The following is an 11,755-nucleotide window of genomic DNA, read 5'->3' as shown; positions in this document are numbered from 1 at the left end:
TCTCCTTTAATTATCTAAACAATTTTTTCATGCGTCGTAAAACAAAGACTGCTAACAATACGCTGATGACCGCAATGATCATATCGAAGAATAAAGTCATTTTAATATCGTACGTGCTAACGAGTCCGCTTGTAATCAGCGGAACAAGGATAAACGCTGAGCTTGCCGCAATGTTGACATATGATGAAGCCGTTGCTTTGTTTGTAGGGAATAATTTCATCATGATACTCATCGCCAACTGGAAAATGCCGGCTGTAAATAATCCTAAGAAAAAGGTACTAACAATGACAATGCCGTACGTTTCAATTTGAAATAGTGAAAGCATGGCAAGGAATGCCCCGATTGGGTAAATAATGGCGACCATAATCGGTGAAATGAATTTATCTAATACGATTGAAAGCAATAGAACAGATACGAGTGCACCAATACTAAAATAAGAAAGAAGCTGTGTCGCTTGTCCTGAGCCAAGCCCAATCAATTTCAACCCGAGCTGTGGAAGCCAAGTTTGCCATACAACAAATAATGCAGTAGACGTGAATCCCATAAGTACAACAGCTAAACCTTCACCAAACATTTTCGGTTCTTCCTTCATTTGCTCTTGAACGGGAAGATCGTTTTGAGAAGCCGTTTGCTTATGATTTGGGAACGGCATAAAGATCAAGTAAATGCCTACAAGTAAATAAAGAAGTCCTAGACCAAAGAATGCCCAGCCCCAGAAGATGTCATGTGCAATAAGGAATGCCAAGATAAATGGAAGAACAGTCGCACCAATTGATACAGACGCCTTCACTAATACAGAAGCTGAACTTGCTTTTTTAGGAAATGACTCTGTCAAAGCAGGATATGTCCCTGAATCAAGCAATGAGTTTGCAATCCCTGCGGAAATGGCAAAAATGAAAGCCAATGTATAATTGGTCGTTGTTGGAATCCCAATTAAGAATAATAAGTAAAGAAAGTTACCTGTAATAATGACAGGTTTTCGCCCCCAGCTGTCTGCCAGCCGGCCAGAGAAAAAGAGAGCAATTAATTTACCGATCCCGATTGCTGATACAAGCAAGCTGATTTTTGGAATATCTACATGGTAGCGTTCAGATAAGCTTTCCATGTTTGATGCCACAATAATATTGATCATGCCTAGCATGAAGTAGTTTAAATACATGCCAAGTGATGATTTAATGTATGGATTTTTCATGTTCCCACTCCTATATTTGAAACCCTGTTCGGGCCAAATTCTTGTTACCCTTTGTTATTTCCTTAAACGTAAATAATATTAAGTCCATCACAACACCCCTTGTGTGATTGATGAAAAAATAATGAATATTCATCTGTTCTTCAAATAAGTACATCGTTCTACTAAATAATTAAAAATAATAACAGTTATCATAAGTTGATGGACTTCCTCGATTTGATCAGAATCAAAAGATCCATCTTTAACTGTAGTTGATATCATAAATAACGATATGTTCATAAAAGGTATAACGATATACTAAAAGAAGCAACGAGATAAATATACTCCTGTGTATAAAATGTGTCAAGTTTATGACTTTGCGATTTAAAAAAAGAAAAATGTAATAAAGAAATAGTTGACTTGCTCAATAAAAAAAGGAGAATCGCTTTGCAATTCTCCTTTCAGCGTGTAGACAAACCCTCGCATTCTTTGTCAGTCCTGCGCTCCGGTGCTCACGAATGTCAAATTCGCTCTGCTCCGGTGCTCGTCCTTCCTAGACTGCAAAGGTTTTCTATCACGCTGAAAAGAAGACAAAGGGCTAAAATAAGGTTCATTTTAGCCCTTTGTCAACAATCTGAAAGGAGAATCGCTTTGCAATTCTCCTTTTCATGATCATGTCGAGGTTTCTCGAATATGAAGTTGAGGCTTTAATATCAATCGCTGCAGTTCTTTATCCTGCTCATTCATTTTATGATACAAAAGGTTGGCTGCTTTGACTCCAATGGATCGTGGAAATGATGAGACTGTGGTGAGCGGCGGGTGATACATCTCCGCTTCAGGGATGTTATCGAACCCAACTATATCAATGTCTTCACCAGGCTTGATGTCATGCGCTGCCAATTCTTGAATCACCCCAAACGCCACTAAATCACTGAAGCAAAAAATAGCAGTAGGTGGTTCGGGAAGGTCAATCACTTGGGCAAGGGCTTCTTTCCCGCCTTCACGGGTAGGCACCATATCGATAATAAGAGATTCATCCATCGTCAGGTCCTCATCATCATAGGCTCTTTTGAACCCTTTCATCCGTTCAATCCAAGTCGAGGAGGATTTGATTCCACCTAAAAAGGCGATGCGGCGATGCCCTTTTTGAAGAAGATGACGCACCGCCATCCAAGTACCTTGTTCATAATCAACGCCGACATAATCACAATGGACATCTGCTAATTCACGATTTGCCAATACTTTTGGTGTGCGAATGTTGTTTAATTGTTTCACCGTTCGTGTCGAGCTCTTCGATGCTGGATTTAAGATAATTCCACCCACTCGGTGCTCTACCATTGTGGAGATGAGACGCTCCTGCTTATCTACACTATCAAAGGTTGTCCCAAGTAAAACGGTATAGCCAAGTGATTCAAGTGTGGTTTGCACTCCAATTAAAAATTCAGAAATAAAGGTGTTTGAAATATCCGTGACGATCACACCCACAATATTTGAACTTTTCGACCGCATGTTGGCAGCGACGCGATCGTACACGTATCCCAAATCCTCCATGGATTGCAGCACTTTTTTCCGGGTGGCTTCAGAGATCCTAGGGTTGTTGCGAACAACGAGTGAGGCCGTTGAAGTCGATACACCGGCATGCCGAGCGACTTCTTGTAATGTCACACGCTGTTTGTTCATTTTTTTCATTTGTCTTCACCAACTTCATTGGATTGCCTAACTATGGTTCATCATCAAGATGGATGTCTCCACCAAACTAGCCGAACATTCTTTGTTTCATTATACCTTAATCAAGGGGTGTTGATGAAGTGATGTCATATCGGCTTCAGATAAGGAGGAAACAACATCTTAAAAGATTACCATTGACAGCTTTCTTTTAGAGGCGTAAAATATAAAATTATTCAGAAATAGCAACATTTAAAGTAAATATCGAAGGCTATGATTGCTGTGGGTCACACTATGGCAGGAGCAGCTTCTGGAGAGACCGCATGTATGTGCGGCGCCGAAGGGTTCACAATCTCAGGCAAAAGGACAGAAGAGTACGAAATATTGTATTTGTGATGCATAGATCATACTGTGTATTGCTTTTCTCTATTTTGCTATTCTTTTATGACCGTGAGATTGGAGCGCATCCAATCTCTTTTTTTATGGACTTTTTGAGAGTTCATTATTTCAGTATAGGATCGTGTCGTAGGAGGGTGTTGAAATTGGCACAACAAGAGTTAAAGCGAGATTTATCAAACCGTCATGTTCAATTAATTGCCATTGGCGGAACGATTGGAACTGGGCTATTTTTAGGGTCTGGAAAGGCTATTCAATTGGCAGGACCATCGATCATTTTTGCGTACTTAATTGTCGGAATGGCCATCTTTTTTGTCATGAGGGCACTTGGAGAATTGCTCTTATCTAAGGCGGGCTATCAGTCTTTAACGGATATAGCAGAGGATTATCTTGGACCATGGGCTTCCTTTGTGACAGGATGGACGTATTGGTTTTGCTGGATTATGACAGCGATGGCGGATGTTATTGCGGTCGGGGTGTATGTGCAGTACTGGTTTGATATTCCGCAGTGGATTCCTGCTATTATTTGTTTATTGATTTTGCTAGGATTTAATTTATTAACGGTGAAGCTTTTTGGAGAAATGGAATTTTGGTTTGCACTTATTAAAGTGATTACGATATTACTGTTGATTGGCGTTGGAATTGTCCTGTTAATCATTGGTTTTCAAACAGATGCAGGGCCCGTGACGGTAACGAATCTGTGGTCACACGGAGGATTATTTCCAAATGGTGTGACAGGCTTCTTATTGTCATTCCAGATGGTGATTTTTGCGTATGTGGGCGTGGAACTTGTCGGTGTGTCAGCAGCAGAAACAGCGAATCCGCAAAAAAATATTCCGTCTGCGATTAATAAAATTCCATTAAGAATTCTCTTTTTCTATGTAGGTGCGATTTTTGTATTACTATGCATCAACCCATGGACAGAACTCAGTGCATCAGAAAGTCCTTTTGTGAAAACCTTTGGGCTCATTGGGATACCAGTAGCGGCGGGACTCATCAACTTTGTCGTCCTGACATCTGCGGCGTCTGCTTGTAATAGCGGTATGTTCTCAACGAGCCGAATTTTGTATAATCTCAGTCATCAAAAACAAGGACCGGCATCTTTTGGCCGACTAAATAAGCATGCTGTTCCAAGTAATGCCCTGTTTGTTTCGACAATTGTGGTGTCAGTAGGGGCTCTTTTAAGCAAGCTGATTCCTGAACAAGCCTTTGGTATTGTGACAACGATCAGTGCCATTTGTTTCATTTGGGTATGGAGTATTATTTTAATATGCCATCTGAAATATAAGAAGACACGTCCTGAACTGCATAAGGCGTCTACCTTTAAAGCGCCATTTACACCTTTTGTGAATATAGCGGTTCTTGTGCTCTTTGCTGCTATTCTTGTCATCATGCTTTTCGCTGATGCTACACGTCCAGCCCTGTTATTGACACCTGTATGGTTTGGGTTTCTATTTTTGATTTATGCACGAAAGAAACGCCGTGCTGTTTAATGAAAAAGCCGTAATAGGCTTTTTTTTGAATCCTTTTTTCTTATGAATCGTAATAATCTTAGAAATATTTAGGGGGAGGAGGATAAGATTGGGTATAATATTATTTGGTGTTATTTTTATACTTCTATTAATACCTGTTATAATAACAAGTTTATTTTATATGGAAAGGTATTATAAAATCATTTTGAAGTTTTTCCGTGGTGTAAATTGGAGAGGAATTAAATTTAAAGGTAACTTAAAATGGGTTGATTTAAAAAAATTAATAAAGAGTGCTGTGATAAAATCTCTCTTTATTAACAGTAAAGGGAAATGGACAGTTTGGTTTGCCTTTTTTCTATTTTTCCTTCTTCTATCTGTGCAATTTTTTAACATAAAAGAGTTATATTTTTATGTTGGAATATTATTCTTGCTATTAATAGCTTTCATGTTTGCATATAAACATGATAATAAGGATGTCAATATTGTAGGCTATATCTTTAAGGTATTTATACTATTGCTGTATCCACTTACTCTTTTATTAGAGTTTTTGGATAATTTATCTAATATCAAGTTAATGATTACAATAATTTTTTTCACTACTGTATATACATTTGTATTTCTAAAAAATGTGATGGATATTTTTAGATCCACTTTTGTTCATTTAACAAATTTTATTTTTGTATATCTCTTTTTTATTACTGTAGTTGGTGTTGCCTTCGGAGCCTTTTACTATAATAATAATAATATCTTTGGATTTTTTAATAGTATGGAGTATAAGAGCGACGAGAGTCTTTTAATAATATATAAAGGTTTAGAGTTCTTTTATAATTATCCTACTATTATTATCAAAAAAGGGATTTTTGGTTATATTCCCCTGTTTGAATTTATTTTAGGCAACCTCTTTAATATTATTTTTGTCGGAATATTTATTTCATATTTTGTAAATAAATTATCAACTAAAAATGAAAGAAGTTGATCAATCATTCATTTCAAATTCGATACTCCGCCATTTACTCAAAGCACAGCCTTTTTAAATGGCTGTGCTTTTGCTTATTTAACGATTTCGAATCTTCAACATATAGTATGCATTAAGAATGATCAGAACAAGTCCAACGACGATGATGGAGAAGAGCTGAGAGTGATTGGCGCCAAGAGAATAGACAATCAAAATAAACATGGCACCGGTCAATAAAATATTCATCATTTGGAAAGTGTGAAAAAGCCCATCGAGCATCACATGCTTTTCGCCTTCATCAGAAATGGCGAGCAGTTTTTTGCCATAATCTTTATCGGTTGGACTAGGTAGGTGACGATTAGGATAGACGAGCTTTAGGACAGAGGTCGACACATAAGAAAGAATGACGGTGATCAAAAATAAGGCAGCATTTGTGAGAATCAGCCAGAGTGGCTGCTCAGTCACGATGGAAATACCAATTGCAATGATCGATAAAATGGTACTCACCGTATTAGCTAACGTTACATCAGTAAAAGTTCGGTACTGTTTTACCTCGAGTTCATCCTCCTCATCACCAGATACTGAAAGAGAGACTCTTTTCTTCATGCGCGAAATGCCTGAAAAACAATAAATGATGAATAGAACTGTCAAGCCAGTGATGACAAGAGTCGCTTCAAATGCTGTCTGCAGAAGTGTCATCTCAAATTCGGATGCCAGCAAACAGTAAGCACCGAGAAAACCAAGGAGAGCACCTAAGAGCATTTTGTATACAGTTTTCATGTGAGTTCATCCTCCTCGAATAGAAAAATTTGTTCAATGGGTTCTTGAAAAATACGTGAAAGCCTCATAGCAAGTAAGAGAGACGGCATTAATTCATCTCGTTCCATTAAGCTGATCGTCTGGCGGGAAACCTTTGCCCGTTTCGCAAGCTCCGTTTGGTTTAAACCATCACGTGCTCGCAGCTCTTTTAGCCGATTTTTCATTCTGTCACCTCAACTCTGATCAAAATGTTATCTTGATTGTAAAGTATTATATTCATTTTGACAAGTATAATTGTCAAAATGATAAAAATAATTGTCAGAAAGATCGCCTTTATTCAAAAGGGAATCAATGATACGCTAAAGAAAAGAGAAACAGAAAATAGGTGATGCCCATGTTCATTGATCAATTAAAAAGTGATTTACATCAATCACAGCCGCTATTTATCGGAGAAGAGACAGCGTTCAAAGCGGCAGTCCTTGTCCCTTTGGTGCAAGTCAACGGGGAATGGCATGTTTTATTTGAAGTGCGATCACTGACGATGAGAAAACAGCCTGGCGATATTAGCTTCCCAGGAGGCAAACTCGACGGCGGCGAAACCGCACAAGAAGCTGCACTGCGGGAAACATATGAAGAACTAGGGATTCCGCCCGAATCCGTCAAGGTGTTAGGACAGCTCAGTCCTTATATTGCCTCTCCATCCTTTGTGGTATATCCATTTGTCGGAATCATTGATGAACAGCAGGTCAAACATTCCTTTAATCAAGAAGAAGTAGAGGAGACCTTTACTGTGCCTCTATCATGGCTCAGCCAATACGAACCATACTTACACCATGTATCGGTGCAGCCAACACCAGGAGAGGATTTTCCTTATGGAAAAATCATGAATGGTGAAAAATACAGCTGGGGGAGTCGTTCGATTGAGGAGTGGTTTTATGATTACGATCGTTACACCATTTGGGGATTAACTGCCCGTATATTAAAACATTTTGTGATGGTTGCAAAAAGAAATTCCTAGAGAATCAGCTCTAGGAATTTGTTGTAGAAAGGCGTTCTTTTGCGGTTTCTTTTCCTTTCCCTTTTCCAATTAGGATGGGTGCTTTCGCTTGGCTCAATCCATATGAAGGCATGTTCACGTAGATAGATTCATATGAGCCGGCTTGAATTTGATACGTTTCATGATAAATTCCGACCGCGTCATTATTTCGTGCTTTTTGGTTAAATCCTTTCCAAGCAGCCAAATGCTTCTCCATCTTGGCGTAGGCAAGGAGGTCCTCTGTTGATTTCCAATATTGGATCATGGTGGTGGTGCGTAAACCGAAGTAATTTTCTGTCCCGAGAAAACCAAGTTCTTCTTGATGTGTATAAAGTTCTTTGATCATCCCCGGCATCGCCTTAAATACTGGCAACCATTGATGGACAGCCCAGCGTTTATTGATTCTCATTCCGATAATGAACACAACAATCGGCTCAGAATTGTCTGTTGTATACCTGCCAGCACGTATATTTTTTTTCATTTGTTCATCCTTCTTTCTTCATCGATTCACAGGTCTCCACGCACCAATCAATTCCAGCCTGCGCCACTTTCTTTCCGTAATCTAACGTATACAGCCAATACTTCGCATCAGCTTCATCTGGATACAGCTCTTGAATGTTTTGTTCAATCGCAACATATGTCTCATAACGGATACGGAGCTGCCTCTCATAATCCTGTAAAAGCACCAATTTTTTCTCAAACGAAAGATATTGACCAAAGAATAACTTTAATAACACTTCATTTCGTTCTGATGGTACTTGATCGAGCGGCTGCGCCAGCCATTGCCTCAACGTGTCCAGCCCTTTTTCAGTCAGATGATACTCCCGCTTGTCTGAGCGCCCAGTTGTAGAAGCGGGTGAAACCTTCGCAAGCCCTTCCTCGACTATTAACTTTAAAGCTGGATAAATTTGTCCATAACTAATTTTCCAAAAGTGATGCAAGCTCCTATCAATTAATTGCTTCACTTCATACCCAGACTTACAATCTGTCGTTAAAATCCCCAAAATCGCATACGTCGTATCATTGTATTTTTTCATTGATCAACACACCTATCTAAGAGATATATCATTTAGATATATAATAAACGATGTATAACTGCAGATACAAGAGGTATGAGAAAAAAATAAATGCTAGAAAGGAGGTGAAGAGATCACTGATTGGTTAATCAATAAGATGAATCCTTCATATAGAGTGAACGATCATAGTTTGGAGGGGACATATGAGTAAATCAAAAATCTGGATCATGACTATTCTGGCGGTACTACTGATTGGTGGAGGCGGCTGGATAGCCTATCAAGCAATCGCAAAAAAGAGTGGTTTGAATCATCCCTACGCCTTTGCATATAAGACTCATGATCGTGTGAACTGGTTCAAGGTAACGGAAAGAAACGGAAAAGTAACAGGTCATCTGAATGAAACCATTTTAGAGGAAAATCCGAAAAGGCATTATGATCCCAATCTATTTATCAACAAATATCAATTAACTGGGAAATCAATTGAAAACGGTTACGAATTTTATGTGAAGCAAGGGAAAGAAACGGTCACATATGAAATTCACCTTGCCGAAAAGAATCTTTTTGTGAAAAAACAAGATGAAAAGCACAGCATCACATACAAAGCAGTTGATCAAAAAAAACTACGTGCTGTTCAACAGGACATTCATACTCGATATGAGAAACTGATGGATGACACGGAAAATAGATTTCATGATTATGTACGAAACTTCATCAAGAAAGTAACAGGCGCTTATGGTTATCTGTATACGGCAGAGGATGGTTCATACCAACTATTTCTAAAAGTAAAACGAATGTATATGCAGTCTGAATGGGCAGGTTCTTTTCTAATGAGAAAGGCCCCAGGAGATGGTGGTGAACCTTATAAAGAAACGAAACATACAGCAGGTGGAGTTTCAGATGGGATAATGTTTGATTTGAGTACTTATCCTGCAATTGAAAAGGGTTTTATTTTAGGGGAAACTGACCGAGACGCAACATACATTAAATTTCCTTTTAAAATGGCAGGCGGGATTATAGAATTTAAAGCGGTCACGAAAGAGGAATATCAAGAACAAACGGAAGCATTTAAAAAGAAAGCAGAAGAAAAGAGAAAATAGGCATCTTAAACCAGATGAGTGAATCAACTTATCTGGTTTTTTATGGAGAAACATTTTGTTGATTGATGATAGAAGGAACAAAAGAGTTGCTTTAAGTAAATAAAGAAAAGTATTTTGGGTATATAGACCTTAATAAATTTCAGAAAAATAAATGTTGACGCTTTCATATAATCAATATATACTGAAAACAAATCCAATATAAATAAATTAGACATGTGACTGGTCATGCAGGCAGGATCTAAAAACGATGAATTTCTTTAATTTGTCGTTTTAGATCCTTTTTTTATTGCCAAAATATAGGTCTCATGTATGAGAAAAGGAGGAGAAAAAATGGATTACACACAAGTCGCCAAAGATGTTTTACAGCATGTAGGTGGTAAAGAAAACATTGCGCACCTTGAACACTGCTCAACAAGACTTCGCTTCACACTAATTGATCAGAAAAAAGCAGATGTACCAGCATTAGAAAAAACACCAGGTGTCATAGCTGTCAGAATGTCAGGACAATGCCAAGTGGTCATTGGGAATGACGTGATTGAAGTGTATCAACAGGTAACAAATTTAATGGGCGGCAGCTCGTCTGGGCAAAGCATGCCATCCAATCAGCCAAAAGAAAAAAGAAAAGCAGGCACAGTTCTATTAGATTTCATTGTGGGTGTCTTCCAGCCGCTTGTTCCGGCTATCGCAGGCGGAGGGATTTTAAAATCATTTCTTCTCCTCTTCTCTTTATTAGGATGGGTGGATGCAAAAGGCCAAACCTATCAAATACTGAACATGGTGGGTGACGCACCACTATACTTCCTGCCATTACTAGTCGCTGTCACAACGGCAAATAAACTAAAGGTAAACCCACTGGTCGCATTATCAGCAGTCGGTGCACTCCTTCTTCCGAACATGACAGCCATGCTTACTGAAGGTGCGCAATTAATGTCATTCGACGTAAAAAATATAGCTTATGCGTATCAAGTGTTTCCAGCAATCCTTTCTGTATTGCTTTACGCTCAAATGGAAAAATTCTTCACACGATTTTCACCAAAACCAATTCGGATTTTCTTTGTCCCAATGATGTCATTAGTCATTACTGTACCCGTTACGTTACTGTTATTAGGACCACTTGGTTTTACAGCAGGACAAGGGTTTTCATCCGTTATTCTTGCGATGTTTAATACAGTAGGCTGGGTAGCTGTTGCAATTTTAGCAGCGGTACTCCCGTTTATGGTTGCATCAGGCATGCACAAAGCAATGGTCCCTTATGCAGTGACAACGATGGGGAACCTCGGGAAAGAAGCACTTTATTTACCAGCATCACTTGCGCATAATATTGCGGAAAGTGGAGCATGTTTCGCAGTGGCACTACGCACGAAAGACAAGGTACTCAGATCAACAGCTATTTCGGCAGGAATTTCAGCATTTTTTGGCATCACAGAGCCTGCTTTGTATGGTGTGACACTTCAAAATAAACGCGTACTTGGAAGTGTCATGATTGGTTCGTTTGTTGGCGGGATCTTCATTGGATTAGTTGGTATACAAGCTTTTGTACTTGTTGGTCCTGGATTAGCAAGTATGTCGATGTTTATATCAGATGAGCTTCCACGAAATCTAATGTTTGCTGTCATTGGAGCTGTCATTTCCTTCGTTGTTGCTTTTATCGCTGCTTTTGTATTAGGTAAGGATAAAAAAGTAGAAGAAAAGACAAATGATCAAGATGCATTTGCTGAACAAATTGGAGCAGGGGAAACTTTCAAAAGCCCTGTGATTGGTCAAATGATCTCTCTAGCTGAAGTAAAAGATGATATTTTCTCTTCAAAGGTCATGGGAGACGGAATTGCCATTATTCCTTCAGAAGGAGCGTTATATGCACCAGTAGATGGTGAGGTCACCTTGCTGTTCGAAACAAACCATGCACTTGGTATGAAAACGGACAAAGGGGTTGAAGTATTATTCCATATTGGCATTGATACTGTACAGTTGGAAGGACAGTATTTTTATCCAAAAGTGCAGGCAGGAGATCGTGTACAAGCAGGGGATTTACTCATTGAATTTGATGTAGAAAAAATCATGGAAGCAGGATACGATCCAGTTACGCTTGCTGTCATCACGAATACAGATCAATATGATATTAAGGTACAGCCATTACAAGAGGTCAATCGCCAAGATACATTGATGGTTATCACCCAATTAGGAGGCTAAA

Annotated in this window: 11 protein-coding genes and 1 riboswitch; of the genes, 5 read left to right on the top strand and 6 right to left on the bottom strand. The window is 38.9% G+C overall.

Annotated features, from left to right (window positions below; genetic code table 11):
* Positions 1-10: 10 nt before the first annotated feature.
* Positions 11-1,192 (bottom strand): MFS transporter, encoded by a 1,182-nt coding sequence (locus FBF75_RS09565; protein ID WP_007497314.1) that lies wholly within the window; start codon positions 1,190-1,192, stop codon positions 11-13.
* 648 nt (positions 1,193-1,840) lie between these two features.
* Positions 1,841-2,857, bottom strand: coding sequence for a LacI family DNA-binding transcriptional regulator (locus FBF75_RS09560; RefSeq protein ID WP_136944672.1), 1,017 nt, complete (start codon positions 2,855-2,857; stop codon positions 1,841-1,843).
* Between the two features lie 276 nt (positions 2,858-3,133).
* A riboswitch (glycine riboswitch) is annotated at positions 3,134-3,213 on the top strand.
* A gap of 162 nt (positions 3,214-3,375) precedes the next feature.
* On the opposite strand from FBF75_RS09560, the gene FBF75_RS09555 reads away from it, so the two are divergent.
* Together FBF75_RS09555 and FBF75_RS09550 are read left to right on the top strand one after the other, a co-directional pair.
* Positions 3,376-4,722, top strand: a complete 1,347-nt coding sequence (locus FBF75_RS09555) for an amino acid permease (protein WP_048001796.1) — start codon at positions 3,376-3,378, stop codon at positions 4,720-4,722.
* An 88-nt stretch (positions 4,723-4,810) separates the two neighbouring features.
* Positions 4,811-5,677 carry a hypothetical protein gene (locus tag FBF75_RS09550; protein ID WP_048003524.1) on the top strand — a complete coding sequence of 289 codons (867 nt, stop codon included), beginning with the start codon at positions 4,811-4,813 and terminating at the stop codon, positions 5,675-5,677.
* Between the two features lie 78 nt (positions 5,678-5,755).
* Here the strand turns inward: FBF75_RS09550 and FBF75_RS09545 are convergent, their stop codons facing one another.
* Complete coding sequence (locus FBF75_RS09545) at positions 5,756-6,436, bottom strand: DUF3169 family protein (protein ID WP_048001215.1); 681 nt, start codon at positions 6,434-6,436, stop codon at positions 5,756-5,758.
* On the bottom strand, positions 6,433-6,639 hold the full coding sequence (locus tag FBF75_RS09540) for a helix-turn-helix transcriptional regulator (RefSeq protein ID WP_025208285.1): 207 nt from the start codon (positions 6,637-6,639) through the stop codon (positions 6,433-6,435). Before FBF75_RS09540 ends, FBF75_RS09545 begins: the two co-directional genes overlap by 4 nt.
* Positions 6,640-6,809: 170 nt before the next feature.
* On the opposite strand from FBF75_RS09540, the gene FBF75_RS09535 reads away from it, so the two are divergent.
* Entirely contained in the window at positions 6,810-7,433 is a 624-nt protein-coding gene (locus FBF75_RS09535; protein ID WP_058337144.1) for an NUDIX hydrolase, read from the top strand.
* Between the two features lie 10 nt (positions 7,434-7,443).
* On the opposite strand, the gene FBF75_RS09530 is transcribed toward FBF75_RS09535, so the two are convergent.
* Both FBF75_RS09530 and FBF75_RS09525 read right to left on the bottom strand, forming a co-directional pair.
* Positions 7,444-7,932, bottom strand: a complete 489-nt coding sequence (locus tag FBF75_RS09530; RefSeq protein ID WP_017359934.1) for a DUF4188 domain-containing protein — start codon at positions 7,930-7,932, stop codon at positions 7,444-7,446.
* Between the two features lie 4 nt (positions 7,933-7,936).
* The gene (locus tag FBF75_RS09525; RefSeq protein WP_008347390.1) at positions 7,937-8,488 is read right to left on the bottom strand and encodes a PadR family transcriptional regulator; all 552 of its coding nucleotides are present in this window, start codon (positions 8,486-8,488) and stop codon (positions 7,937-7,939) included.
* Positions 8,489-8,670: 182 nt separating this feature from the next.
* Here FBF75_RS09525 and FBF75_RS09520 point away from each other — a divergent pair, with 182 nt between their 5' ends.
* Together FBF75_RS09520 and FBF75_RS09515 are read left to right on the top strand one after the other, a co-directional pair.
* Complete coding sequence (locus FBF75_RS09520) at positions 8,671-9,564, top strand: hypothetical protein (RefSeq protein ID WP_136944671.1); 894 nt, start codon at positions 8,671-8,673, stop codon at positions 9,562-9,564.
* Between the two features lie 330 nt (positions 9,565-9,894).
* Positions 9,895-11,754 (top strand): beta-glucoside-specific PTS transporter subunit IIABC, encoded by a 1,860-nt coding sequence (locus FBF75_RS09515; protein WP_017368397.1) that lies wholly within the window; start codon positions 9,895-9,897, stop codon positions 11,752-11,754.
* Position 11,755: the final 1 nt, after the last annotated feature.

This window comes from Bacillus sp. S2(2019), from assembly GCF_005144805.1.
Classification (GTDB): Bacteria; Bacillota; Bacilli; order Bacillales; family Bacillaceae; genus Bacillus; species Bacillus altitudinis.
The sequence above is the reverse complement of the archived record's forward strand: the minus strand, read 5'-3'. Positions and strand labels throughout refer to the sequence as shown.

Excerpts from the sequence above, each read along its gene's own strand:
- FBF75_RS09565 (WP_007497314.1), bottom strand. The coding sequence starts at position 1,192 with ATGAAAAATCCATACATTAAATCATCACTTGGCATGTATTTAAACTAC.
- FBF75_RS09560 (WP_136944672.1), bottom strand. The coding sequence starts at position 2,857 with ATGAAAAAAATGAACAAACAGCGTGTGACATTACAAGAAGTCGCTCGG.
- FBF75_RS09545 (WP_048001215.1), bottom strand. The coding sequence starts at position 6,436 with ATGAAAACTGTATACAAAATGCTCTTAGGTGCTCTCCTTGGTTTTCTC.
- FBF75_RS09540 (WP_025208285.1), bottom strand. The coding sequence starts at position 6,639 with ATGAAAAATCGGCTAAAAGAGCTGCGAGCACGTGATGGTTTAAACCAA.
- FBF75_RS09535 (WP_058337144.1), top strand. The coding sequence starts at position 6,810 with ATGTTCATTGATCAATTAAAAAGTGATTTACATCAATCACAGCCGCTA.
- FBF75_RS09530 (WP_017359934.1), bottom strand. The coding sequence starts at position 7,932 with ATGAAAAAAAATATACGTGCTGGCAGGTATACAACAGACAATTCTGAG.
- FBF75_RS09525 (WP_008347390.1), bottom strand. The coding sequence starts at position 8,488 with ATGAAAAAATACAATGATACGACGTATGCGATTTTGGGGATTTTAACG.
- FBF75_RS09520 (WP_136944671.1), top strand. The coding sequence starts at position 8,671 with ATGAGTAAATCAAAAATCTGGATCATGACTATTCTGGCGGTACTACTG.
- FBF75_RS09515 (WP_017368397.1), top strand. The coding sequence starts at position 9,895 with ATGGATTACACACAAGTCGCCAAAGATGTTTTACAGCATGTAGGTGGT.